Here is a 22,983-nt window from a genome sequence, read left to right on the forward strand (position 1 = left end):
CCGACATTGGTCGCGCGGTCAGGGACGCCGACCGGGATGCCCGGGAACGACACTGGAGACTTCGATGATCATCGATCTGCCCTCGACCACGACGTCGCAGTTGAACAAGAAACTCGTCGAGATTCGCGAGCGCGGTGGCGCGGTGGCGCTGGGCCGGGTGCTGACGCTGGTGATCGCGGCGGAGGACGACGACCAGCTCGAAGACGCCATCGACGCCGCCAACGAGGCGAGCCGCGAGCATCCGTCGCGGGTGATCGTGGTGGCGAAGGGCGCGCGCACGGCAGCGCCCCGCATCGACGGCCAGATCCGGGTCGGAGGTGACGCGGGCGCGAGCGACGTCATCGTGCTGCGCCTGTACGGGGCGCTCGCGAACCAGGGCAAGAGCGCGGTGGTGCCGCTGCTGCTGCCCGACACGCCCACGGTCACGTGGTGGCCGAGCAAGGGGCCGAAGGCGCCGTCGCAGGACCAGCTCGGCCAGCTCGCTCAGCGCCGCATCACCGACTCCGCGGCGGAGAGCAACCCCATCCGCGCGCTGGCCAGCCGCAGCAAGTCCTATGTAGATGGTGATACCGACCTGGCCTGGACCAGGCTGACCAACTGGCGGGCGCAGCTCGTTGCCGCTCTCGACCTGCCGCCGTACGAACCCATCACCGGAGCCTCGGTCACCGGTGAGGCGGACTCCCCCTCGACGGAACTACTGGCGGGCTGGCTCGCCGAGTACCTCAACGTCCCGGTGCGGCGGGTCAAAACCACCGAGGCTCAAGGCATTGTGGCGGTCCGGCTCGACCGGCCCTCCGGCCCCATCGAGCTGTACCGGCCCGACGGGAAGACCGGCACGCTGACCCAGCCTGGACAGCCGACGCGCCGGATCGCCCTGCACAGGAGGGACAACCGCGACTGCCTCATCGAGGAGTTGCGCAGACTGGACGCGGACGAGGTCTACGAGGCCGCGCTTCGGGGGCTCACCAAACTCGCCCCTGCCCGCAAGCCCGCGAAATCCACTGCGGCGGGCAAGGGCCGCAAGGAAGGAACGAAGATCACCCGCAGGGCCGCCTCGGCGGCAGCGACGACACCGTCGGAGACGGCAGCGGAGGCAGGCGCATGAGCACACCGTCCGGCACCGAACCCACGGTCGTCGTTCATCCCGACGCGGACGTCCTCGCCGCGGCCGTCGCCGCGCGCCTGCTCTCCTCGCTCGCCGACGCACAGGCCCGCAAGGGCCATGCCTCCGTGGTCCTCACCGGCGGCGGCACGGGTATCGCGGTGCTGGAGCACCTCCGCCACAGTCCGGCCAGGGACGCCGTGGACTGGTCGCGGCTGGACGTCTACTGGGGCGACGAACGCTTCGTTCCCGCCGCCGACGACGACCGTAACGAGAAGCAGGCGCGCGCCGCGTTGCTGGATCACGTGCCCATCGACGAGTCGCGGGTGCATCCGATGGCCGCCTCCGACGCCGCCTTCGGCGACGATCCGGACGCGGCGGCCTCCGCCTACGCCGACGTTCTCGCGGCCTCGGCCCGTTCGGCGAGCACCGCGACCGGCGCGGTGCGGGTGCCGTCCTTCGATGTGCTGCTGCTCGGGCTCGGCGGCGAGGGCCACACGGCGTCGATCTTCCCGGCCAGTCCCGCCGTTAGGGAGAACACGGCCACGGTCGTGGCCGTGCGGGACTGCCCGAAGCCACCGCCCACGCGGTTGTCGTTGACGTTGCCCGCGATCCGGGCTGCCGAGGAGGTGTGGCTGCTCACGGCGGGCGAGGCGAAGGCCGACGCTGTCGCCCTCGCGCTCGCCGGGGCCGACGAGGTGAGCCTTCCTGTGGCGGGAGCCAAGGGAAAGCGACGCACCGTGTGGCTCATCGACAGGGCCGCGGCGGCGAAGGTGCAGCCCACCCGCTGACCGAAAAGAACGCGCGGGAGACTCGGGAACCATTGTGAACCCGCTGTTTCCCGCGCGTTTCGTTGCAACCGCACACGGCTCAGGGGTTGCGCTCCCCCATCAGACCGCAGAAACCTCTCTGTGTCGAGTCCACAAGACGAGAGGTCGAAAACCAATGACCACACAGGGAATCTCCCTTACCGGAGTCCCGGTCAGCGGTCCTGGCTCGGGGACTGCCGACCCGCCGCGAACCAAAGTCGCGGCGCTGAACCTCCGCTCACGCGTGCTCTCCAGACATCCCGCCGTGTCGGCTGTGGCGACCGATATCGCGTTCGTCGTCATCGCGATTCTGGATGTGTGGCTGGTGGTTCCCGAGGAAGCACCGTCCTACTCGATCTACCTTTCAGCGGCGAGTTGCGCGGCGCTGCTGTTGCGCCGCAAGTTGCCGTTCACCGCGGTCGTCCTCGCTGTTCCCGGGTTCTTCGTGGGCTGGGCGCAGCTGGCGGCCATGTTCGCGTTGGGCTCGCTGGCGAGCCGGAAACCGTTCCACTGGCACATGTGGACGGGTGCGGGGCTGGTGTGGTTGTGCCGGTTCGTGCTCTGGCCCCCCGCCGACTTCCTCGGCCTCACGTGGCGGATGCACATCCTCGACGCCATTTACGGGGTCATCGTGGCCGGTATGCCCGTGGCCATCGGGCTGCTGATCGTGTCGAGGGCGGAACTGGCGGACCGGCTCTCGGAACTGGCCGCGAGCCGGGACCGGGAAAGGCAACTGCACGCGCAGGCGGTGCGCGCGGAGGAACGAGCACGGCTCGCGCGGGAAATGCACGATGTCGTCTCACACGACATCACGCTCATCGCCATGCAGGCGGGAGTGTTGTCGGCAGCCGAGGCGGGCACCGAGGCGAAGAAGACCGCGGACACCATCCGCACGCTCAGCACGCGCACCCTGGAAGAACTCCGGGGCCTCGTCGGAGTGCTTCGCTCGGGAGCCGACATGGCCGTGCAAGCAGACCTGCGTGACCTCGACGATCTCGTGTGTCACGCGGGGGTTCCGGTGCGGGTGACGGTGGAGAACGTGCCGGCGTGCCTGCCCGCCCCTGTATCGGCCGCCGCCTACCGGACGGTGCAGGAGGGCCTCACCAACGTCCGCAAACACGCACCTGGCGCGACGGCGTTCGTCCACGTGTCGGCCACCGGTAACAGTGTCTGCGTGGATGTCCACAACGACAGGCCGAAGTCACGGCGCACCGTCGCGCTCCCGCGCGGCGGAGGCTACGGACTGGCGGGGCTGGCCGAACGAGCGAAACTGCTCGGAGGCACGTTCGAGGCCGAGCCCACCGACGACGGCGGTTTCCGCATCCACGCCCGCTATCCGTTCGGTTGACCACGAAGGCCGCTTTTCCTGTGCAAGTGAAGGCCACCTTTCCCTGCGGCTGGTGCAGGAAGGGTGGCCTTCGTGGTGTCAGGGCCATGGCGTTTCGGGCGCCTTCGCTGGCAGGCCGGCCCGTCCGACGATGGCAGACTCGCTCCCGCTGAGCCGACGTTCGCGGGTCATGGTGCGCGCGGTCCTGCCGGGAAGCGCGCGACTCACGAGTTCGTCGCCGCGATCCTCGCGAAGACATTGCTCGCGTCGATGTCGAACGTCATGGTTCCGCTGCGCAGATCCACCCCGACCGCCGCATCACGACCGACAGGTCCGTACTCCTCGATCAGCACATCCTCCACGGCCTCACCGAAGTCGAAGCGGATTCGGGCTCCGTCACGCCTCACGACGCGGGCGTGCTCGTTCAGAAAGCACCCGTTGTCCCATTCCTGCGCGGTGAACACGGCGGCCACTACGTCGTCGGTCAGTCCCTCCCGCGCCAGCGTCTCCCGCACCAGTTCCAGCAGCAGAGCTTCGTTGGCCGTGGTGGCGTGCCGGTTCAGCTCATCACGCAGGACACCGCTCTCGTACTTGTCGTGCACCGTGGCGAACAGCGAACGGGCGCGCTCCCACGCGGCCCGCAGCTCGTGCACCGTGGCAGGCTCGTCAGCGAACAACTCGCGCAGGACCGCGAATTCGTCCATGACCGCTCTCCTCGTTGTCATGACACGAGCTACGAGAAAGACACCCTTCACCGGAACTCGCGGTGCGCCGAACAATGCTTCGCACCCGGCATGAAAGGTGGGCACGGACAGGAATCACAGGGTGGTCCAAGACCGTCCCCACCGGAGGAAACGAGAAACCGCCCCATCCCTTTCAGTAGGACGAGGCGGTTCTCGCGCCTGTCAGCCTTCCCTGCGACGTCGCAGCCGCTCCAACGCCTCGGCGAGGATGGCCTCGCCGTCGGCATCGCTGCGGCGTTCCTTCACGTACGCCAGGTGGGACTTGTACGGCTCCGTACGGGGAGCCGCTGGAGGATGCTCCCTGTCCCGACCTCCCGGAAGGCCACAGCGGGGACAGTCCCACTCCTCCGGAATCTCCGCGTCCATCGAGAACGAAGGACGTGACTCGTGTCCGTTGGCGCACCAGTAGGAGATCCGGCGACGCGGAGCAGCCTCCCCACGCTCCGACTCGCCGGACGGGCCCGCCCCGATCCGCGTGCCTCGAATCGCGTTACCGCCAACCATGAAATCGTCACCCCACCAGATGAGTTGGCGTACGCTTCTCGCACGCCAACGTCGATCAGAGTTTCGTCAGCAGGCCGAGCCCCACGATGGCGATCACCCACACCGCCCCGAGCCCGAGCGTGATGCGGTCGAGGTTCTTCTCGGCCACGCTCGACCCCGAAAGGCTCGACTGCGTTCCGCCACCGAACAGAGACGACAACCCGCCGCCACGACCACGGTGCAACAACACCGCGACGATGAGCAGCACGCTGGAGACGATCAACAAAATTTGCAGGAACAGTTCCATGTCATCCTCTGAGTACTGCGTGTGGCGGGAGCCTCAAGGGTAGCGCAATCGCGATCGACGTCACGGGAGTGGGCCACCTGCGGCGAGAGCGCACAACTTCGTGAACTCCTCACCGTCAAGGCTGGCACCACCGACGAGCGCCCCATCGACGTTCTCGCATTTCACGAGTTCCGCCACGTTGTTCGACTTGACCGACCCGCCGTAGAGCACGCGGACGCCCTTGGCGAGGTCGGCGCCGTACTTGTCCGACAGCGCCGTCCGCAGCGCCGCGCAGACCTCCTCGGCGTCGGCGGGTGTGGCGACCCTGCCGGTGCCGATGGCCCACACCGGCTCGTAGGCGACGACGACCTGCTCGACCTGCTCGGCCTTGAGTCCCTTCAACGCCGCGATCAGCTGTGACGTGGTGTGCTCGATGTGCCCGCCCGCCTCACGCACGTCGAGTTTCTCCCCGACACACACGATGGGGCTGAGCCCGTGCTTGAGGGCGGCGCGGACCTTCTTGTTCACCACCTCGTCGGTCTCGGCGTGGTACTCGCGACGCTCGGAGTGCCCCACGACCACGTAGGTGCAGCCGAGCTTGGCGAGCATCGGGCCCGACACGTCGCCGGTGTAGGCGCCGGAGTCGTGCGGCGACACATCCTGCGCGCCGTAGGTGAGCAGCAGCTTGTCACCGTCAACCAGTGTCTGCACGCTGCGGATGTCGGTGAACGGCGGCAGCACCGTCACGTCCACCTTCGCGTAGTACTTCTCCGGCAGCGCGAACGCGATCTTCTGAACCAGAGCGATGGCCTCCAAGTGGTTGAGGTTCATCTTCCAGTTGCCCGCGATCAGCGGTTTGCGAGCCATCAGCGCTCCTCACTCAGCACGGCGACACCGGGCAAGTCCTTGCCCTCCAGGTACTCCAGCGAGGCACCGCCTCCCGTGGAGATGTGGGAGAAACCGTCCTCGGCAAGCCCGAGCAGGCGGACGGCCGCGGCCGAGTCACCACCGCCGACGACGCTGAACGCCGCCGACTCCGCGATCGCGGTGGCCACCCCTCGCGTTCCCTCCGCGAACGGCGCCATCTCGAAGACACCCATCGGGCCGTTCCAGAACACGGTGCGCGCGTCGCGCAGCGCCGCCCCGAACGCGGCCACGGTTTCGGGCCCGATGTCGAGGCCCATCCAGCCGTCCTCGATGCCGGTCGCGGGCACGGTGCGCGTCCGGGCGTCGGCCGAGAAGGCGTCGGCCACCACGAAGTCCACGGGCAGCAGCAGCTTGTCACCCGCCTCGTCGAGCAACCGGGCACAGGTGGCGACCATGTCGCTCTCCAGCAGCGACGAGCCGACACCGTGACCCTGGGCGGCGAGGAACGTGAAGCACATCCCGCCACCGACGAGCAGCCGATCGACCTTCGGCAGCAGCGCCTCGATGACGGCGAGCTTGTCCGATACCTTCGAGCCGCCGAGCACGACGGCGTAGGGGCGTTCGGGGTCGCCGGTCAGGGTGCGCAGCACGGTCAGCTCGGACAGCACAAGCCCACCCGCGTAGGCGGGCAGCTCACGTGCGACGTCGTAGACCGACGCCTGCTTCCGGTGCACCACGCCGAAACCGTCGGAGACGAACGCGCCGTTCTCGCCGGTCAACGCGGCAAGCTCACGGGCGAGTTCCGCGCGTTCCGCCTCCGACTTGCTGGTCTCCCTCGCGTCGAAACGCACGTTCTCCAGCAGGACCACCGCGCCGTCGGTGAGCGCGGCCACGGCGGCCTTCGCGTGCTCGCCGACCACGTCGTCCGCCAACGTCACCGGAGTGCCGAGCAGCTCGGCCAGCCTGTCGGCGACAGGGCCGAGCGAGTACTCCTGGGCAGGCACGCCCTTGGGCCTGCCGAGGTGGGCCGCCACGATGACGCGCGCACCCGCCTCGGTGAGCGCGCGGATCGTGGGCAGCGCGGCCTTCACCCGGCCGTCGTCCGTGATCTCCCCCCGGTCGAGCGGAACGTTCAGGTCGGCGCGCACGAGCACGCGCCGACCACGAACTCCCTCGCCGAGCAGGTCGTCGAGAGTCTTCACCGCCATGTCGTCAGGACAGCTTCGAGCCGACGAGCTTCACCAGGTCGGCGAGGCGGTTGGAGTAGCCCCACTCGTTGTCGTACCAGCCGACGACCTTCACCTGGTTGTCGATGACCTTGGTCAGCGGCGCGTCGTAGATGCACGACGCGGGGTCGGTGACGATGTCGGACGACACGATGGGCTCCTCGCTGTAGCGGAGGATGCCCTTCAGCGGACCGTCCGCGGCGGCCCGGTAGGCGGCGTTGATGTCCTCCAGCGAGGCGCTCTTCGCGAGCGTCACCGTGAGGTCGGTGGCGGAGCCGGTCGGCACGGGCACGCGCAGCGCGTAGCCGTCGAGCTTGCCGTTGAGCTCGGGCAGCACGAGACCGATGGCCTTGGCCGCGCCGGTGGAGGTCGGCACCACGTTCAGCGCGGCGGCACGTGCCCTTCGCAGATCCTTGTGGGGGCCGTCCTGCAGGTTCTGGTCCTGCGTGTAGGCGTGGATCGTGGTCATCAGACCCTGCTGGATGCCGAACTCGTCGTGCAGCACCTTCGCCAGCGGCGCGAGGCAGTTGGTGGTGCAGGACGCGTTCGAGATGATGGTCTGCGACCCGTCGTAGGCGGAGTCGTTGACACCGAGAACGACGGTGAGGTCCTCGCCCTTCGCGGGAGCGGAGATGATCACCTTCTTGGCGCCACCGTCGATGTGAGCCTTCGCGGCCTCCGCCTTGGTGAAGAAGCCGGTGGACTCCACGACCACATCGACACCGAGGTCGCCCCACGGAAGCTTGGCGGGGTCCTTCTCGGCGAGAGCCTTGATCGTCTTGCCTCCGACGACGATGCCGTCCTCGCTGACGGAGACGTCCTCGCTCAACCGGCCCAGGATGCTGTCGTACTTGAGCAGGTGAGCCATCGTGGCGACGTCACCGAGATCGTTGAAGGCGACGATCTCGATGTCGTGGCCGCCGGCCTGCACGGCGCGGAAGAAGTTGCGGCCGATCCGGCCGAAGCCGTTGACGCCTACGCGAACCGTCACTGCTCTGCTCTCCTCGGGGTTCGGCCCGGAGCGTAACCGGGCTGACACTTCTTCGGGTTCACCAGCCACCCTAGCGTGCTGGCCAGCGGCTACCCGAGTACCCCGTGACGAGACCTGAGCCACGCTCGCCGTCCGGGCGAATCGATTAAGAAAGCCGGCTCACGTCGTGAGCCGGCTTCGTGGATTTCCTGGGGAACCGGCCGCCTACGACCGCGCGGTGGGAGGCGGCGGGACGTCGCCGCGCCATGCGCCGGTCTCGTGGCCCCGGTGCTCGACGAACTCCTTGAACCGGTGCAGATCGCCGTCGATGCGCTTCTCGAGCAGGCCTGCCTTGTCCGCGACCTTCTCGAGGAACGTGTCAGGGTCGATGTCCAGCTGGGCCGTGACCCTGGTGCGGTGAGGGTCGAGCCGGTGGAACGTGATCACCCCGGCATGAGTGGGGCCGGAGTCGGACCTCCATGCCACCCGCTCGTCGGGGTGTTGCTCGGTGATGGTCGCGTCGAACTCGCGGGTCACCCCACCGACCTGGGTCACCCAGTGTGTGCGCGTGTCGTCGAGCTGGCGGACCTGCTCGACCCCCTCCATGAACTCGGGGAACGACTCGAACTGCGTCCACTGGTTGTACGCGGTGGACAGCGGGACCTCCACATCGACGGCCTTCATCACCGTGCTCACGGGCACCACCTCCTCGGCAGATCGCCGCGCCGGACGGTCCGGCACGCATCAGTCGTGCGCGCTCCGGGTACCCGACCGTCCATGACGCACACATCGCAGCCCGGCACCGCCACGGTGCGCGCGGTGGGCAAGGTGACCGAGGCACTGGAGGTGGTGGAGGAAGCGCGAGGTCACCTCTACGCCTTCCACCGGCTCACCGGCACGGCCGACTTCGCACTCGAGGAGGCGATCGGGATGTTGCGGGACGCCGGGCACTCCGACCTCGCCGCGCGGCTGGACAGGGAACTGCTCGGCCGCAACGTGCTGCCGGGCCGCTGGACGTACCAGGTGGTCGAGGACTACGAGGACACCTACTACGCGGTGTTCCGGGATTTCGCCGACGAGGCGAGAAGGCTCACACCAGGTCAGCGGCACGCGTACGAGGCTGGGCTCAAACACGCCCGCCGCAGCAGGGGTCTTGCCGGCCACGAGGCCGAGCCCCGTGATGTGACCGGGGCCGAGAACACCCGCACCGCGACCGACCGGGCGACTCCCTCGAACTTCTCGCGGTGAGGGCAGGGCCGTGGTCGTCAGGCGGAGCGGTCCCGAAAGCGATCCCACCGGCGGTGACGTCGGAGTGATCGGCGATTCCGTCGGCGCCGGTGCCGTCGGTGACAGCGTCGCCGCGCGCAGGGAACTCGCCGCCGCGCGCATCACCGAACCCCGGCTCCGTGCCGCCTACCTGCACTCCCGGTGGCTCAACGCCCGGCACGGGCGCACCTACTTCCTGGCGACGCGCCTGCTGCCCGCGTCGCGCAGGCCCGCCGTGCACGCGTTGTACGGCTTCGCGCGCCATGCCGACGACATCGTGGACGGTGATCTGCCTCGCGCGGAGGCGGCGGCACGGCTCACGGCGCTCGACACCGCGCTGGGCGCGGCGCTGGCGGGGAGGCCGTGCGACGACCCGGTGTTCACCGCGCTGGCCGACACCGTGAACCGCTACGAGATCGACCCCGGCCTGTTCACCCCGTTCCTGCGCTCGATGCGCATGGACCTGACCACCTCCGGTTACGCCACCCGCGCGGCGCTGGAGGAGTACATGCACGGTTCGGCCGAGGTCATCGGCCTGCAACTGCTTCCCGTGCTGGGCACCGTGTGCGACCGGGCGTCAGCCGCGCCAAGGGCTGCCGCGCTCGGGGCCGCGTTCCAGCTCACCAACTTCCTGCGCGACATCGCCGAGGATCTCGATCGGGGCCGCGTCTACCTGCCTGCCGACGAGCTGGCCGCTCACGGCGTCGATCGTGAACTGCTGTCGTGGTGCCGCACCGTGGGACACGCCGACCCGAAGGTGCGCCGCGCCGTCGCCGACCAGGTGGAGCGCACTCGCCGCGTCTACCGGCGCGCGTGGCCGGGAGTCGCGCTGCTGCGCCCCGAGTCTCGGCCGTGCGTGGCCACCGCGTTCACGCTGTACTCCCGGATTCTCGACGCGATCGCCGAGGCGGGATACGACGTCTTCGCAGGCCGCGCGGTCGTCGGCACCTCGCGCCGGCTGGCGCTGGCCGCGAGCACGATGGTCCGCACGGCGGCCTTGCCGCCTCCCCGCAGGGCCCCGCTGCGGCGGCGTCAGCCTGTCTACACCGGTCCCGGCGCCCGTTCGTTCGCCGTGGGCCGGAGCCGGGCAGGCCGGAGTAACCGCGGCGGCCCTGTCGGCGAGCACATCCCGATCACCTCGACGAAGGAGAGGCGCTGATGCCGTCCGCGCCGGAGGTCATGGCGTTCCCGCCCGACGAGTGGCACTACGCACTCGCGCTGGCTGCCTGCCTCGCCGTCACACTGCCGCTGGAGTTCGCGGGAGCCAGGGTGTACCGGCGGCCCCGCCGCCTGGTGCGCGCGCTGGCGCCCGCGTTGCTGTTTCTGGCTTGGGATGTGGTGGCCATCGGTGCGGGGGTGTGGGAGATCAGCCCGGTCTACACGCTGGGGGTGCGGCTCGCTCCCGGTCTCCCTGTCGAGGAGGCGCTGTTCTTCGTCACCATCCCGCTGTGCGCGCTGCTCACGTTCGAGACGGTGCGGCGCATCAGGGTCGGCAAGGTGGGTGAGCGACGGTGAGCGGCCTCGGATACACGGTGCCCGCGCTGGCCTCGGTGGTCGCCGTGGTCGGCGCGGAGCTCGCGTGGCTGCGCACGGGCCTCTTCCGGCGCGGAGCGTACTGGATCACTGTGGCCATCGTGCTGGCCTTTCAGGTACCGGTGGACGGCTGGCTGACGAAGCTCTCCGCGCCGGTCGTGATCTACGACCCCGCACATCACCTTGGGCTGAGGTTCCCGCTCGACATCCCCGTCGAGGACTTCCTGTTCGGGTTCAGCCTCGTCACCGCCACCCTGCTGGCCTGGACCGCGAGCGAACGACAGGAGCACACCTCGTGACGGTAACCGGACTGGTCAAGGCCGAGGTGATGGGCGAATTCGACAGGGCCGCGCCGCACTACGACCGGCTCGTCGGTCTCGATCCCGGCTACCACGCGCACCTGCGTTCCGCCGCCGGCCTCGTGGCGAGGGCGGTGGGACCGGGAGCGCGGGTGCTCGACGCGGGGTGCGGCACGGGGGCATCCACCCAGGCACTGCTGTCGATGCTCGTCGATCCGGAGATCGTGGCCGTTGACGCCTCGGCCGGCATGATCGATGTGGCGAGGCGCAAGCCGTGGCCCGACTCGGTGCGGTTCGTGGCCGCCGCCATCGACGATCTGCCCGGCCTTCCCGCGCTCGGGGTCGCCGGCACTGTGGACGCGGTGTTCGCCGCCTACCTGCTCCGCAACGTGCCCGACCCGGACACCACGCTGGCTGCTCTGCGGGGGCTGCTGCGTCCCGGCGGGGTGCTCGTCCTGCACGACTACTCGCTCGCGGAACGCCCGCTGCCGCGGCTGACGTGGACGGCCGTGTGCTGTTCGGCGATCATCCCGGCAGCGTGGCTGGTCAGCGGCGACACCCGCCTGTACCGGTACCTGTGGCGCAGCGTGCGGGAGTTCGACTCGCCGTCGCGGCTGCGGCGCCGTCTGCTCGACGCGGGTTTCACCCGCGTGTCCGAGCACCCCGCACGCGGCTGGCATCGGGGCATCCTGCACACGATCACGGCCACCGCGCCGCCCGGCCCTCGCGGGACGGCGCCGTGAATCCGGCTCTCGGCACCGACCCCCGGAGGAGGACGATCGCCGCTCAGCGCGGAACCGCCACCGTGTTCCCGCGACGCCGTGTCGTGGTGGTCGGCGGCGGCATCGCGGGCCTCGCCGCCGCGACCGGCCTCGCCGAACGAGGCGTCACCGTCGAACTGCTGGAGGCCATGCCGTACCTGGGGGGCAGGGTCGGCGGCTGGACTGTGCCGCTGCCCGATGGGCGCCACACCGGCATGAGCCGCGGTTTCCACGCCTTCTTCCGGCAGTACTACAACCTGCGCGCGCTGCTGGCCCGCGCGGAAAGCGGTCTCGCGGTGCTGCGGCCCGTCGCCGACTACCCGCTGGTGGACGCACAGGGCCGCGTCGATTCCTTCAGGGGGCTGCCGACGACCCCGCCGTGGAACGCCATCGCCTTCGCCCTGCGAAGCCCGACCTTTCCCGCCTCCGGCCTGCTGCGGGTGTCCGCGAAAGACGCCCTGCCCCTGATCGACGTGCGCGTTCCCGACGTCTACCACGCACTCGACGACCTCGACGCCCACGCGTTCCTCGACCGCATCAGGTTCCCCGACGCCGCCAGGCACCTGGCGTTCGACGTGTTCTCGCGCAGCTTCTTCGCCCCCGCCGAACAGCTCTCGGCCGCCGAGCTGGCGCTGATGTTCCACCTCTACTTCCTCGGCTCGGCGGAGGGGCTCGTGTTCGACGTGCCTCACCGGCCGTTCCATGAGCTGTGGCAACCGCTGGCCGACTACCTCACCGGCCGGGGGGCGCGCCTGCGCACCGGCATGGCCGTGGAGCGGATCGAGCAGGACGGGAGTGTTTTCCGCGTCAACGGCAGCGGTGAGACGGCACACGCCGACGCCGTGGTGCTGGCGACGGACGTGCGTGGGCTGCGGACACTTGTGGCGAACTCCCCCGCGCTGGGGCCCCCGTGGTGGCGGGAGCAGGTGGCGAAGCTGACGACGGCGCCGCCGTTCTGCGTGCTGCGGGCGTGGCTGGACCGTCCGGTCGATCCGGCGCGGCCCGCGTTCCTCGCCACGGGCGGCAGACCGCCGCTGGACAACGTGAGCGTCCTCGACCGCTACGACACCGACGCGGCGGCGTGGGCCACCCGCGAGGGCGGATCGGTGGTGGAACTGCACGCCTACGCCGTCACCGGCGGCGACGACCCTGGCGTTCGCCAGGACATCCGGGCGCGGCTGTGGCAGCGGCTGCACGAGGTGTACCCGGAAACACGCGCCGCGCGGACGGTGACCGAGCAAGTGCTCTGGCGGGACGACTGTCCGCTCTTCCCACCCGGCTCCTTCGTGTTCCGTCCCGGCATCAGCACACCGGTGCCGGGCCTTGTGCTCGCGGGCGACGGCATCAGGGTGGACCTGCCGGTGGCCCTGATGGAGCGGGCCGCCACCACCGGCTGGCTTGCCGCGAACCACCTGCTCGCCAACTGGGGCGCGGCAGGCCACGACCTGGTCACGGTGCCCGGCAGGGGCTACAACGCGGCGCTGAGGGCACTGCGGACGCTCGGGGCGCTCACCGCCCGGTTCGGCTCCCGCCGCGACGCGATCCCCGGCGCGGGCGTGCCGGTGTGAGGAGGCCGGGTGCAAACCTTCCTGCCCTACCCCGATTTCGCCGCCACCGCCCGTGTGCTGGACCTGCGGCGGCTGGGCAAGCAGCGCGTCGAGACACTCCAGGTGCTGCGCGCGCTGACCGTGCCGGGACACGGCTGGCGGCGCCATCCGGCCGTGCGCATGTGGGCCGGCTACGAGGAGGCCCTCACGCGGTACGGGCTCGCCATGTGCGAGCACTGGACGGCGCAGGGCCGCGCCGACACGTGCGCGGTGAAGCTCGTCGCCGATCTTGCCGGAGCGCTCGGCGTCACGACCGTGCGCGATCAGGATGCCCTGGCCGCCGCGCACGAGCTTCCACCGTGGTTCGGTGACGAGGCGTTCCACCGCAGCCACCGGTCGGCGCTGGTGCGCAAGGACCCGGAGCACTACCGCCCCGCCTTCCCCGACGTGCCCGACGACCTGCCGTACGTGTGGCCGCCGTCCGACAGGACGCAGCTCACCGATCCCGGCGAGTCCCCGCCCAGCGCGGCACCCGCGTCCCGCCGTGCGCCCCGGTCTCGCGCTCAGACACCGCGCCGCAGGGCGTAACGGCGTTCGGCATACGCGAGATCGTCCCGCCACAGCCTGGTGGCCGCCCTGCGCACGGCAGGCCGGATCGCGGGCGCGAGCCTGCGGGCCAGGAGGAACCCGGTGCGCTGCGACGTCGCCACGACCGCCTCGATGACGGCCGAGCGCTCCCGCCCGTCGGGGCCCGGCCCCAGCGGCGTCGCATGGGTCTCCACGACGCTGCCCTGCCCCTCCCCCGAGACGATGCGCATGACCACGGTGCGCGGTTCGGGGCAGGTGAACTCCGCGCGCACCGGAACGCCCAGCCTCGGCCCGACGCGGAAGGTCACGTCCACCACGAACCGGTCCCACCGGTCCTCGGCGTCCGCGTCAGGGGACTGCGAGGCATCCGGTGTCTCCGGCGTCTCCACGACCCGCAGTGCGGTGAAGGCGTAGGGGTGGAACCACGCGCCGTGCCACGGATCGAGCCGGTTGGCCACCACGTCCACGGGCTCGCACACGCCGTCGAGCCGGGTGACCGCCGTCAGCGCCGTGCCGAGGTCCGGCCGCCGCGGTAGCACCGGCCTCGGTGCCGGGGGTTCGCCGTCAACGTCGTCGAGTCGCGCCCACACGAGCACGCCGTCGTCGTGGGAGGGCAGCGGGCACCATCCCCAGCCGGGCAATCCGGACGCGGGCACCGCGAGCCCGTGCCACCGGCACACGAGTCGCCCTTCGACGATGCGGCCCTGCGCCAGCGGGGCACCGAGGTGCGGGCACACACCCGAACCGACGACGGCGTCACCGTGCTCGTCGCGCCACGCCACCAGTTCCCTGCCCGCGATCGTCATGCCGTAGGGACGGTCGCGGCGCACGAGCCGGGAATCGGCGACGACGAACCAGTTACCCGACGGCCGGGCCTGCGCCCGCTTGACGGCGGCGTCGATCACCGTGACGTCGGCCTGCCCCACCGTCGGCCGCCGGCGGCCCCACTCCTCGCGCGGCAGGGGTCGCAGCGGCCATTCCTGCGGCCATTCCTGGGGCCACCGCCGGGGCCACCGCCGCGCCGCGGCCGTGGCGAGCTCTCCCACCGTCCGTCGCCGTCCGAACACACCGCACCTCCGATCGGGACGGGTGTTGCCGAGCCGCCGCACCGCCAAACGCCACCCAGCGTCGTGGGTGTCAGATGACCCGAGAGGAGACGCTTCGCGAAGCGTGGGCCACCCCGCGTCGAGGGAGTCAGTGCTCGGACCCGGCTCTTACCTACGGGCCTGCCTTCCGTCGTGTGGACCGGCACGGCAACCTCGGCGGCGGCATGACGGGGCAGGCCGTGGGCCAAGCGATTGAACGCATGGCCCACGGCTTGTGCGGGTCGGCGTTCCGGTTCACCGGACGCTCGCTGCGCGCCGGGATGGCCACCTCCGCCCGCCGCGCCGGCCACGACCAGCACTCCATCAGCCGCCAAGGACGGTGGAGCCCCACCAGCGGGACGTGGACCGCTACATCCGCGAGGAAGACGGCTGGACTGACAACGCCCTCAACGACATCGGCCTGTGATGACTGGTCTTTGGCACCGGACACAGCGTCCTCGCTGATCGCCGTACTGTTTGCATGGCGTCCGCGATTCGGCGTGTGGCGGTGCCATCCCCGTACGGGCAGCGCTGGTCAGCGAGGCGTGTGTGAGTGGCGGCGATGTCGCTGAGCCATTGGTTCACGGTGCCTGCGATGTCCTGGCCCGGTCGCAGCCGTGCTCCGAAGGTTGCTTCGACTTCAGGGCGTTCGTTGCTGCGGCGGATGACGAGGATGGGGCGTTTGAGCACGGTGGTTTCTTCTTGGACGCCGCCGGAGTCGGAGATCACGACGGCGGCGTGGCGGATCAGGGTCAGCAGCATCGGATAGTCGAGAGGGCCGCTACACCGGATCTCGCGCGTGAGCGTGGTGAGACTGAACTTCGTGATCTGACGCTGGGTTCGCGGGTGCAGCGCCAGGACGACCGGCTCCCGGAGCGCGGTGAGTTCGCGCAGGATCGTCTCCAATGCGTCCGGATTGTCGGTGTTTTCGGGCCGATGGAGGGTCGCGAGGATGAACGCGCTGGTGGTGAGGCCGAGCTGGTTGAGGAGTTGGAGTTGATGCTCGGGCTGGGGCAGGTTGTGGCCGACGGCTTCGACGATGGGGTTGCCGGTGACCGCGATGCGACTGGGTGGGATGCGTTCGGCCAGAAGGTTGTCGCGCGCCACGGGGGTGGGTGCGCAGCAGAGGTCGGCGAGGTGATCGATGAGAACCCGGTGGTGTTCCTCGGGCATGGCGCGATCGAAGCTGCGTAACCCTGCCTCGACGTGCACCAGAGGCATGTCGGTGGCGTTGGCGGCGAGGGCTCCGGCCAGCGCGGAGGTCGTGTCGCCCTGCACCACGACCACGTCCGGCCGGTTTTTGCGGAAGAGCTGGTCGAGGGCGCTGGTCATCGCACCGAGTTGAGCACCCCGTGTCGTGTCGTGCGCGGTGTGGAGTTCGATGTCGGGTGTGAGGTGGCCGGTCATGCCGGCGGTGTGGTGCTGACCGGTATGGACGACCAGTGCTTCGGGACCGAGCAGCGAGGCGAGAGGCGCGAGCTTGATGGCTTCGGGTCGGGTTCCCACGATGAGCGCAACAGTCACTTCGCGCCTACCAGAACAGGTGGGTGCGTTCGCCCGCGCAGTAGCGGTATGCGGTGACGAACAGGCGTAAGTAGAGCTGGTCGAGTGCGAGGTAGTTGGGCACGAGCTCGGCGCGTGACAGCGTGCCGTCGCTGTGGTGCAGGCCGGTGTCGGTGCGGCTGGCGAACCGGGCGGGCACGGTGTCGGTGTCGCCTGTGGCCAGGGAGATCGCGTCGTCGAGGTCGAGTTCGACGAGTCCGGACACCTCGGCATCAGCCAGTGGGATCTCCTCGAGGTCGATCTCCAGTGGCAGGAGGTGCCAGTGCTGGAACTCGCGCTCGAGGTAGTCGGGGGCGAGGGTGACGGCGGTCTGGCGCAGCCCGAGCGGATGCAGCTGGTCGTAGGAGACGGGTAGACCCAGTTCTTCGTGAACCTCGCGCACACCGGCGGGGATGTCCTCACCGGCGTGGTAGTGGCCGCCGACGGTGATGTCGGCGTAGTCGGGCCGGTCGAATGAGTACCGGCCCGGGACCTTCTTCTGCAACAGCACACGGCGGCGACTCGGGTTGACGGCGAGCGCGGAGAACGTGCGATGCCACAGCCCCAAGCGGTGGGCTTCCTTCTTGTCCTCGGTGCCGAGGTGTTCGTAGCGGTCGGTGAAGATGTCGATCTCAGTCACGGGTGCGGAACTCCTGTCGGGTCGGTGTGGTGCTGCCAGTAGGTGCGGAGGGCGTCGAAGTAGCGGTGAGGGTCGCCGACGGTGACCCAGTGTCCCGCGATCCGGTGGACCAAGACACATGCCTCGGTGGCGAGCTGGCCTGTGGCGATGCCGAGGTCCACTTCACCACGCGCGAGCTCGGTGGGCCGGAGCCGGGCGAGGATCGACGGCCGCAGGATCAGACGAGAGACAACCGCCAGTGGCTCGTCCACCGTCTCGGGAGTCGGACGTTGCCGAATCCTGCGCACGCGGTCAGGGGTGTCGGCGGCGGTGTCGATGATGCCGAACGAGCGGGTGTCGTTGCGATCGATGTGTTGGGCGGCGATGACGCCTTCGACTCCGCCACGCAGGTGGTTGCGCATCGTTGTGAGGTTCGTGCCAGATGAGTGTTCGCCGAGGAGGATGTCGTCGCCGAACGCGACGGCGAACGCCTCGCAGGAAGCGAGACGATCCCGGAGGGTGAGCAGTGGCGTGGCGTTGCCGTAACCGTGAGAGAGGTCTTCTGCGACGGTCTCGACGGGAAGCCCCTCGGCGCGCAGGCCTTGCACATGGGTTGGGACGACAGTGTCGCCGGGGCGGGTTACGACGATGACGTCGGTGGCGCCGGCGCCCAGACACTCGCGGATCACGTGCTCGACGGCGGGCGTGGGGCCCAGCGGCAGCATCTCCTTGGGCACCGTGGCTGCGAACGGCTGGAATCGTGTGGCCGCCCCCGCTGCGGTCACGACCGCGGGAAAATCCGTCCTGGTCATGACATGGTCCTCTCCAGCGCCATCGTCGGAAGTATCTGCTCCAGTTCGCCGAGCGGGTTGCGTATCCCGAACCGGATCTCCACGCACGGGATGGTTTCGGCGACCTCCCGCACGAGCGGTTCGGCCTGATGCCGCAGTGCGGCGGCAGGCGTCGTGCGGGGTACAAGCCACGGTTGTTGCCAGAACTCGTCGTGCGGTGTGAAACAACTGGCCCACAGTGCTCGCTGGGCTTCCGCTGGTGGGAGTGTGCGGATGCTCGCGGGTTCGGCGGTATCGGAGAGCCGCGGCACAAGGATCGTGCGTAACCAGGAACCGGCAGCGAGCGAGGTCCCGAGCGCGGCGGCGTACTCGCGGGCGCTGAACTCGGCTTTGTCCGTGGCTCCGAAGGTGGTCGGGAGTGCGCTGACCGGACGCTGCGGCCGGGATGAAGCCGAGACGGCGTCGGCGAGTTCGGCAACGGCTTCCAGGGTGCCGCGTGCGACCGGGACGGGCAGCGGGACGGCGACCAGACGCCGCTGGTGATGGAGGATGAGCCGATCGTTGGACAGCAATGCAGCGCGTGTGGCGCGGAGCAGGCAGGTCAGCAATGTTGTCTTGCCCGCCGAACGGGGGCCGATGATCACCATGCCGTGGCCGTCGAAGTCGGCTCCGGCGGCGTGGAAGACGACACCGCCGTGGTCCTCGTAGGTGCGCAGCATCGCCTCGCGCATCAAGCGCAGCGGATAGGCATGCGGACGCCGCGCACTGGAGTGCAGGGAAAGCTCGATGCTGCGCTCGTGCACGCGAACGGCCCAGGCGCTGGCCTGGTGCTCCAAGCCGTCGGCGGCCACGGCGTAGCTGCGAGTCCCGGCAGGGGTATGGGTCTCGGTCAGAACCACCCCGGGAACCGGTTCGAGGTGCCGGGTGATCGATGGCCGGTTCGCGTCCCGCACGACCTCCTCGCATCGTGCGTCGTCGGGCCGCACGACAAGATGAAACGCTCCGAAACTCTGATCGCCGAGGCGGCCGGGCAGGTAATCGGCCAGATACCGGCGCTGCTGGGCGGCCCAGGACACCGGTGCGCTGATCTCGAATCCCACATCCCCCAGATGTGACGTCCAGGACTCGTAGGGCTGTGCGGTCATGACCACTCCTGGATGCGTCGTGCGACGGCGTCGATGCGGTGGCGGCGCGCGTGTTCGCTGAGCTGCCCGAAGCCCAGCACCGAGGTGAGGGAGAAGAAGTCGTGCACTGATTCGACCGCGACCTCACCACACGCTGCGCTGGCCGCGAGTTGAAGCCGGACGCGAAACCACGTCGCCGGGAAACCCGCGTCGGCGTCGTCGTCGGCGGCGAAGTCGCGGACGACGGGCAAGAGTTCACGCGCGGGGGTCCGGTTCGGGGTGTGCAGGCACGCCCGTAGGGCGTAGCCGAGGAACGCGTCGAGCAGGACCGGTGTGTCGAAGCACAGCACGGCGAACAACTCGTCGAATAGGTTCACCGGCTTCGGCCGCAGACTCGGAATCAACGGCGGCAGGACATCGACGAGCACTGGCCGATCGTCGGTGAGGCAGAAGTTCGCGAGATTGGCGTCAAGCCGCGCGTCCGAGCCGTCGAGCGCTCGGATCCAGTGCGCGATCTCGGCGACGGCCGCGGCGAAGCTGGCGGGCTCTGTGTGGTTGGCGGCGTCGAGAAGATTCGGCCCCGGTACCCACCTGTGGCGGATCGTCAACGGTTCGGATCCGAGTAGCTGTAGCTCGTCTGCGAGCCGCACCCCACTTGCCTGGAGTGCGTCGAGGTAGGAGCGCATTCCGGCCGTCCCGGTCGCGCTCATCGCGGTGACGAACCGAGCTCCGGTCGGATGCTGCCGCGTGAGGCGCTTGGTGACATGCGCACCGTCGCGGCGACGCGTGCTGAACTCGCCCACCTGCCGACTCATGACACGTTGCCTTCCCGCTGGTCGAGGAAGGAGCAGGCGTCGGCGACCATCGCGCGGAACTCGCCGATCAGGTCGAGTCCGAGCTGGTCGGCGAGTACGTCGCACGCCGCGACGACGGCCCCGGCGGCTTCCGGCAGCGACGGTGGACTCCCTTCGGGCCGATGGCGGTAATGGTGCTCGACCAGCGCGGCCTCCGAGAGAGTGCCCGCCGCCACGAGCAGCCGCAGAAACGCGTCGAGGGCCGTCTCCGCACGCGGCGGCTCCGCGCATCCGATCGGCTCGCAGCGGGCGAGGACGGTGATACTCAACGCGGCGAGCACGATGTCGGCCAGTTCGTCCCCGACGTCCTCGAGGGGGCGGCGCGGGTCTTCCAGCCCGGTGACGTCGGCGCCGTGGTCGCGCAGCAAACACAACGCCAGGTGTCCGACCTGGACGGACAACTCCGCGGCAGCGGTGCTGGGATCCCATGCGCGGGGCGCAGTGGTGGCGAATCGGCGGCGCAGATGGCGGACGTCGTCCAGCACGTCGCCGACGTGCTCACTGAGGCGGCTCATCCCACGATCACGGGTATCGCCCCAGCCGTCCCGCTGCTCCAATAGGCGTCCCCGTCGTCGCGAGCCACCCGGATCCGGACACCGAGGTCTTGGGTCAGTGCAGCGGCGACGTTCGTCTCAGCTGCCGCGTCGATGATCAACTCGCGACCTTGCTCGACCAATGAAAACGATACTTCCGGCAAGCCACGGCGAGTCAACGCAGCACGTATCTCATCGTTGCTGGGCGGCGTGCGGCGGGAGTCGGCGGCGGTACAGCGTTCGCGCTGCGTGACCGGGCAGGTGTTGCGCTGCCGGCAGATTGGGCTGCCGAAAACTCCAAACGAGTCCGCCCGCTCGAGGACAAAGGACAGGGCGCAGGAGTTGGTGTGAAACAGCGGATAACCGGGATGCCGCTGCCAGGTGCGGTGGATGAATTCCCAGAACAGGCGCGGATACACGCCCTCCGCCTCAGTCACGCCTGGCGTGCTCGCCAGCTCCGGCCAGGACTCCGCCAGGCGGTCCAGTGCGGCGGGCTCGACCTTGAGCCCGGCGGCGACGGTACAGACCGCGTAGCGCGCCGCGTGGTCCAGCACCCGACACATCGTTTCCAGATCGGCGGAGTCTGGGAAAACGGGCCGCCAGTAGTGCACGATCGGAATCCCGGCCTCGGCCAGGCGCGGGAAGTTCGCCACGATCGCGTCGTGCCGGATCCCCCGCTCAACCTCGCGGGAAAGACCCGAGTAACTCAGGTACACCAGAACCGTTGTCCCACGTTCGCGCGCGGAGTTGATGACCGCGATCGTCTCATCCGGGACCTGGCACTTCGTGATCAGCACAACCGGACTCGGCACCGCACGCCGCACCCACTCCTCCAGCAGCGCGGCCAGATGTGTCCGCGAGGCGGGCAGCGCCATCACATCGGTCCAGGTGTAGAGCGCCACCGGACGCGACGGACCGTAGAACTCCGAGCTCAGCAGCAGATCCACCGCCTCGCGGGCCGACGCGAGTTGCGTCGGCGGCACGGCGGTCTGACCACGCTCGTTGAGAAAGCAGTACGTGCAGCGCTTTGGACAGCCCTGTACCGGATTGACCGCGATCCACGTCGCGTGCTGATCCACAATCGGCGCCCACACGCGCCCCGGATCACCCACCCGGCTGTGCTGTGCTGCGGAAACAGTCATCGTCCTGTCCTCCCTCACACTGGTGATGAGGCCACGTAACCGCACGTCGGCTGGCGTTGGACCCTGTTGTGCCGACTCCGCACATCGGTTGCCGATCAGGCATTTCGGGTTGCCCCACTGCCCGCGCCACTACGGTGGGCTGGGACGCGATTGCTGGAGGCACACATGCAGCAGGCAGGCATGGGGCACCTGATCAGGCAGGCTCGGCGGGCGATGGGTTGGACCCAGGATGAGCTGGGGCGCCGCATCGGCTACACCAAGACACGGGTCTCCCGAGCAGAGACGGGGGCACAACCCATCCGGGACGTCACTGTTCTGCGCCGACTCGCAGAGGTTCTTGGCGTGTCGCCGTCGATGTTCGGGCTGGCTGACGAGTCGCCTACTCTGGCGTCGAACCTGGACATAGGCACTTCGGAGGGACCGGTGGACCGTCGTGCATTCCTCGGTGTGGCCGGCGCGGTCGGCGTGTCAGCCGCGTTCGCCCCGCCTGCTGCGGCTGACGAGCCGGACCCGGCGGCGCTGCTGGAAAAGCGACTGTCAGCCTGTCTGTTCAACACCACCGGCGCCAGTGCCACGCCGATGCCGGTGGGCGAGCTGCGGGCGCGGCTGGGCCGCGCACAAGCCGGATACAACGCGTGCCGCTACGCGTGGCTGTCTGACGAACTCCCGCGACTGATCTCCGCCGCCGACGCGAGCATGGCCGCGACACCGACGGCCGCTACCGCCGCGCTGTCCTCAGCCAGCTACCAGCTCGCCGCGCACACCTTGGCGAAGCTCCTGGTCTCCGGGTTACAGCCGATGACAGCCGACCGCGCCGTCCACCGCGCATACCAGGCCGACGATCCTCTGGTGCTGGCGCAGGCCCGGCGAGTCCTTTCCACAGCGGCACGCCGGATCGGTGACTACGAGCAAGCCGAACGGGTCGGCATCCGCGCGATCGAAGATCTTCCTCTCACCCAGCAGAATCATCCGGCCACGTGGCGGCACGTGGTTGAACTGTGGTGCGTGGCCGGGTACGCAGCAGCCATCGGCGGTGACCGGGACCGCTTCATCGAGTGCTATCGCGAAGCAGCCGCCGTGGCCGCCCAGATCAGCGATCACCACCAACAGTGCATGGCGCGTGACTACGCCCTGGCCCACCAGATCAGTAGTGCCTCTAAACTGGGCGACTCCGCCACAGCACTGGAGGCGGCCCGCCAAGTGCACCTCGACGCGCTCCCCACCACCGAACGCAAAGGCCGCTACCTGGTCGATCTCGCGTTGGCCTGGCAACAGCATGGCCACGACCGTCACGCCTATCGAGCGATCCTGCTCGCTGAATACCATGCCCCCGGCGAAGTACACACCCGCAGCTCAGCGCGGCGGCTGATCAGAGCCCTGGCCACCTTCCCCAGGCACAGCAGGATGCCGGAACTAGCAGAGCTTGCCCGGCGCGCGCACGTCACCCTGTAAAGGTGAACTGGTGCTCGGCAGACGGACAGGCGCC

Annotated in this window: 26 protein-coding genes; 11 read left to right on the forward strand and 15 right to left on the reverse strand. The window is 69.4% G+C overall.

The window, feature by feature from the left end; all coding sequences use genetic code 11:
- Positions 1-64 precede the first annotated feature (64 nt).
- The 3 genes from opcA to SACXIDRAFT_RS01185 all read left to right on the forward strand — a co-directional run bounded on the left by opcA (position 65) and on the right by SACXIDRAFT_RS01185 (position 3,259).
- Positions 65-1,105, forward strand: coding sequence for a glucose-6-phosphate dehydrogenase assembly protein OpcA (opcA, locus tag SACXIDRAFT_RS01175; RefSeq protein ID WP_006236622.1), 1,041 nt, complete (start codon positions 65-67; stop codon positions 1,103-1,105).
- On the forward strand, positions 1,102-1,893 hold the full coding sequence (gene pgl, locus SACXIDRAFT_RS01180; RefSeq protein WP_006236623.1) for a 6-phosphogluconolactonase: 792 nt from the start codon (positions 1,102-1,104) through the stop codon (positions 1,891-1,893). The genes opcA and pgl overlap by 4 nt, the downstream gene beginning before the upstream one ends.
- 154 nt (positions 1,894-2,047) lie before the next feature.
- On the forward strand, positions 2,048-3,259 hold the full coding sequence (locus SACXIDRAFT_RS01185; RefSeq protein WP_006236624.1) for a sensor histidine kinase: 1,212 nt from the start codon (positions 2,048-2,050) through the stop codon (positions 3,257-3,259).
- 203 nt (positions 3,260-3,462) lie between these two features.
- Here SACXIDRAFT_RS01185 and SACXIDRAFT_RS01190 read toward each other — a convergent pair whose 3' ends face one another.
- The 7 genes from SACXIDRAFT_RS01190 to SACXIDRAFT_RS01220 form a co-directional block, all read right to left on the reverse strand.
- Positions 3,463-3,942 (reverse strand): hypothetical protein, encoded by a 480-nt coding sequence (locus SACXIDRAFT_RS01190; RefSeq protein ID WP_006236625.1) that lies wholly within the window; start codon positions 3,940-3,942, stop codon positions 3,463-3,465.
- A 201-nt stretch (positions 3,943-4,143) separates the two neighbouring features.
- On the reverse strand, positions 4,144-4,485 hold the full coding sequence (locus SACXIDRAFT_RS01195) for an RNA polymerase-binding protein RbpA (RefSeq protein WP_006236626.1): 342 nt from the start codon (positions 4,483-4,485) through the stop codon (positions 4,144-4,146).
- A gap of 55 nt (positions 4,486-4,540) precedes the next feature.
- Entirely contained in the window at positions 4,541-4,771 is a 231-nt protein-coding gene (secG, locus tag SACXIDRAFT_RS01200; protein ID WP_006236627.1) for a preprotein translocase subunit SecG, read from the reverse strand.
- Positions 4,772-4,831: 60 nt separating this feature from the next.
- Complete coding sequence (tpiA, locus tag SACXIDRAFT_RS01205; protein ID WP_006236628.1) at positions 4,832-5,617, reverse strand: triose-phosphate isomerase; 786 nt, start codon at positions 5,615-5,617, stop codon at positions 4,832-4,834.
- Positions 5,617-6,819 (reverse strand): phosphoglycerate kinase, encoded by a 1,203-nt coding sequence (locus tag SACXIDRAFT_RS01210; RefSeq protein WP_269731818.1) that lies wholly within the window; start codon positions 6,817-6,819, stop codon positions 5,617-5,619. The genes tpiA and SACXIDRAFT_RS01210 overlap by 1 nt, the downstream gene beginning before the upstream one ends.
- 10 nt (positions 6,820-6,829) lie before the next feature.
- Entirely contained in the window at positions 6,830-7,834 is a 1,005-nt protein-coding gene (gene gap / locus SACXIDRAFT_RS01215; protein WP_006236630.1) for a type I glyceraldehyde-3-phosphate dehydrogenase, read from the reverse strand.
- Positions 7,835-8,038: 204 nt separating this feature from the next.
- Positions 8,039-8,509, reverse strand: a complete 471-nt coding sequence (locus SACXIDRAFT_RS01220; protein WP_006236631.1) for an SRPBCC family protein — start codon at positions 8,507-8,509, stop codon at positions 8,039-8,041.
- 81 nt (positions 8,510-8,590) lie between these two features.
- Here SACXIDRAFT_RS01220 and SACXIDRAFT_RS01225 point away from each other — a divergent pair, with 81 nt between their 5' ends.
- From SACXIDRAFT_RS01225 to SACXIDRAFT_RS01255, 7 genes are all read left to right on the forward strand, one after another.
- On the forward strand, positions 8,591-9,061 hold the full coding sequence (locus SACXIDRAFT_RS01225; protein WP_006236632.1) for a hypothetical protein: 471 nt from the start codon (positions 8,591-8,593) through the stop codon (positions 9,059-9,061).
- A gap of 64 nt (positions 9,062-9,125) precedes the next feature.
- A complete protein-coding gene (locus SACXIDRAFT_RS01230) occupies positions 9,126-10,238 on the forward strand; it encodes a phytoene/squalene synthase family protein (protein WP_050986976.1) in 1,113 nt (370 codons plus the stop codon).
- Positions 10,238-10,594 carry a lycopene cyclase domain-containing protein gene (locus SACXIDRAFT_RS01235; RefSeq protein ID WP_006236634.1) on the forward strand — a complete coding sequence of 119 codons (357 nt, stop codon included), beginning with the start codon at positions 10,238-10,240 and terminating at the stop codon, positions 10,592-10,594. Before SACXIDRAFT_RS01230 ends, SACXIDRAFT_RS01235 begins: the two co-directional genes overlap by 1 nt.
- Positions 10,591-10,911, forward strand: coding sequence for a lycopene cyclase domain-containing protein (locus SACXIDRAFT_RS01240; RefSeq protein ID WP_006236635.1), 321 nt, complete (start codon positions 10,591-10,593; stop codon positions 10,909-10,911). The genes SACXIDRAFT_RS01235 and SACXIDRAFT_RS01240 overlap by 4 nt, the downstream gene beginning before the upstream one ends.
- A complete protein-coding gene (locus SACXIDRAFT_RS01245) occupies positions 10,908-11,654 on the forward strand; it encodes a class I SAM-dependent methyltransferase (RefSeq protein WP_006236636.1) in 747 nt (248 codons plus the stop codon). Before SACXIDRAFT_RS01240 ends, SACXIDRAFT_RS01245 begins: the two co-directional genes overlap by 4 nt.
- Complete coding sequence (locus tag SACXIDRAFT_RS01250; protein ID WP_006236637.1) at positions 11,651-13,240, forward strand: FAD-dependent oxidoreductase; 1,590 nt, start codon at positions 11,651-11,653, stop codon at positions 13,238-13,240. The genes SACXIDRAFT_RS01245 and SACXIDRAFT_RS01250 overlap by 4 nt, the downstream gene beginning before the upstream one ends.
- A gap of 9 nt (positions 13,241-13,249) precedes the next feature.
- Positions 13,250-13,807, forward strand: a complete 558-nt coding sequence (locus SACXIDRAFT_RS01255; protein WP_006236638.1) for an MSMEG_6728 family protein — start codon at positions 13,250-13,252, stop codon at positions 13,805-13,807.
- Here SACXIDRAFT_RS01255 and SACXIDRAFT_RS01260 read toward each other — a convergent pair.
- The 8 genes from SACXIDRAFT_RS01260 to SACXIDRAFT_RS01295 all read right to left on the reverse strand — a co-directional run bounded on the left by SACXIDRAFT_RS01260 (position 13,783) and on the right by SACXIDRAFT_RS01295 (position 21,497).
- Complete coding sequence (locus SACXIDRAFT_RS01260) at positions 13,783-14,874, reverse strand: DUF5914 domain-containing protein (protein WP_006236639.1); 1,092 nt, start codon at positions 14,872-14,874, stop codon at positions 13,783-13,785. The two genes, SACXIDRAFT_RS01255 and SACXIDRAFT_RS01260, sit on opposite strands and share 25 nt — an antisense overlap.
- A 387-nt stretch (positions 14,875-15,261) precedes the next feature.
- Positions 15,262-16,416: a non-hydrolyzing UDP-N-acetylglucosamine 2-epimerase gene (gene wecB / locus SACXIDRAFT_RS01265; RefSeq protein ID WP_006236640.1), complete on the reverse strand. Its 1,155-nt coding sequence runs from the start codon at positions 16,414-16,416 to the stop codon at positions 15,262-15,264.
- A gap of 7 nt (positions 16,417-16,423) precedes the next feature.
- Entirely contained in the window at positions 16,424-17,074 is a 651-nt protein-coding gene (locus SACXIDRAFT_RS01270; protein WP_006236641.1) for an NUDIX hydrolase, read from the reverse strand.
- Positions 17,071-17,865, reverse strand: coding sequence for a sugar phosphate nucleotidyltransferase (locus SACXIDRAFT_RS01275; protein ID WP_006236642.1), 795 nt, complete (start codon positions 17,863-17,865; stop codon positions 17,071-17,073). Before SACXIDRAFT_RS01275 ends, SACXIDRAFT_RS01270 begins: the two co-directional genes overlap by 4 nt.
- Positions 17,862-18,989, reverse strand: a complete 1,128-nt coding sequence (locus tag SACXIDRAFT_RS01280) for a phosphoenolpyruvate carboxykinase (ATP) (RefSeq protein ID WP_006236643.1) — start codon at positions 18,987-18,989, stop codon at positions 17,862-17,864. Before SACXIDRAFT_RS01280 ends, SACXIDRAFT_RS01275 begins: the two co-directional genes overlap by 4 nt.
- The gene (locus SACXIDRAFT_RS01285) at positions 18,986-19,783 is read right to left on the reverse strand and encodes a hypothetical protein (RefSeq protein ID WP_006236644.1); all 798 of its coding nucleotides are present in this window, start codon (positions 19,781-19,783) and stop codon (positions 18,986-18,988) included. The genes SACXIDRAFT_RS01280 and SACXIDRAFT_RS01285 overlap by 4 nt, the downstream gene beginning before the upstream one ends.
- Positions 19,780-20,337 (reverse strand): hypothetical protein, encoded by a 558-nt coding sequence (locus SACXIDRAFT_RS01290; RefSeq protein WP_006236645.1) that lies wholly within the window; start codon positions 20,335-20,337, stop codon positions 19,780-19,782. Before SACXIDRAFT_RS01290 ends, SACXIDRAFT_RS01285 begins: the two co-directional genes overlap by 4 nt.
- Positions 20,334-21,497 carry a radical SAM family protein gene (locus SACXIDRAFT_RS01295; RefSeq protein ID WP_006236646.1) on the reverse strand — a complete coding sequence of 388 codons (1,164 nt, stop codon included), beginning with the start codon at positions 21,495-21,497 and terminating at the stop codon, positions 20,334-20,336. The genes SACXIDRAFT_RS01290 and SACXIDRAFT_RS01295 overlap by 4 nt, the downstream gene beginning before the upstream one ends.
- A gap of 165 nt (positions 21,498-21,662) precedes the next feature.
- Between SACXIDRAFT_RS01295 and SACXIDRAFT_RS01300 the strand changes: the two genes are divergently transcribed.
- Complete coding sequence (locus SACXIDRAFT_RS01300; protein ID WP_006236647.1) at positions 21,663-22,949, forward strand: helix-turn-helix domain-containing protein; 1,287 nt, start codon at positions 21,663-21,665, stop codon at positions 22,947-22,949.
- Positions 22,950-22,983 lie beyond the last annotated feature (34 nt).

The sequence above is a fragment of the Saccharomonospora xinjiangensis XJ-54 genome (genome assembly GCF_000258175.1).
GTDB lineage: Bacteria > Actinomycetota > Actinomycetes > Mycobacteriales > Pseudonocardiaceae > Saccharomonospora > Saccharomonospora xinjiangensis.

What these genes read in the sequence shown, in the direction of transcription:
- SACXIDRAFT_RS01295 (WP_006236646.1), bottom strand. Translation starts at nt 21,497, where the DNA reads ATGACTGTTTCCGCAGCACAGCACAGCCGGGTGGGTGATCCGGGGCGC.
- SACXIDRAFT_RS01285 (WP_006236644.1), bottom strand. Translation starts at nt 19,783, where the DNA reads ATGAGTCGGCAGGTGGGCGAGTTCAGCACGCGTCGCCGCGACGGTGCG.
- SACXIDRAFT_RS01280 (WP_006236643.1), bottom strand. Translation starts at nt 18,989, where the DNA reads ATGACCGCACAGCCCTACGAGTCCTGGACGTCACATCTGGGGGATGTG.
- SACXIDRAFT_RS01290 (WP_006236645.1), bottom strand. Translation starts at nt 20,337, where the DNA reads ATGAGCCGCCTCAGTGAGCACGTCGGCGACGTGCTGGACGACGTCCGC.
- secG (WP_006236627.1), bottom strand. Translation starts at nt 4,771, where the DNA reads ATGGAACTGTTCCTGCAAATTTTGTTGATCGTCTCCAGCGTGCTGCTC.
- SACXIDRAFT_RS01225 (WP_006236632.1), top strand. Translation starts at nt 8,591, where the DNA reads ATGACGCACACATCGCAGCCCGGCACCGCCACGGTGCGCGCGGTGGGC.
- SACXIDRAFT_RS01300 (WP_006236647.1), top strand. Translation starts at nt 21,663, where the DNA reads ATGCAGCAGGCAGGCATGGGGCACCTGATCAGGCAGGCTCGGCGGGCG.
- pgl (WP_006236623.1), top strand. Translation starts at nt 1,102, where the DNA reads ATGAGCACACCGTCCGGCACCGAACCCACGGTCGTCGTTCATCCCGAC.
- tpiA (WP_006236628.1), bottom strand. Translation starts at nt 5,617, where the DNA reads ATGGCTCGCAAACCGCTGATCGCGGGCAACTGGAAGATGAACCTCAAC.
- SACXIDRAFT_RS01275 (WP_006236642.1), bottom strand. Translation starts at nt 17,865, where the DNA reads ATGACCAGGACGGATTTTCCCGCGGTCGTGACCGCAGCGGGGGCGGCC.
- SACXIDRAFT_RS01190 (WP_006236625.1), bottom strand. Translation starts at nt 3,942, where the DNA reads ATGGACGAATTCGCGGTCCTGCGCGAGTTGTTCGCTGACGAGCCTGCC.
- SACXIDRAFT_RS01185 (WP_006236624.1), top strand. Translation starts at nt 2,048, where the DNA reads ATGACCACACAGGGAATCTCCCTTACCGGAGTCCCGGTCAGCGGTCCT.
- opcA (WP_006236622.1), top strand. Translation starts at nt 65, where the DNA reads ATGATCATCGATCTGCCCTCGACCACGACGTCGCAGTTGAACAAGAAA.
- SACXIDRAFT_RS01195 (WP_006236626.1), bottom strand. Translation starts at nt 4,485, where the DNA reads ATGGTTGGCGGTAACGCGATTCGAGGCACGCGGATCGGGGCGGGCCCG.
- SACXIDRAFT_RS01235 (WP_006236634.1), top strand. Translation starts at nt 10,238, where the DNA reads ATGCCGTCCGCGCCGGAGGTCATGGCGTTCCCGCCCGACGAGTGGCAC.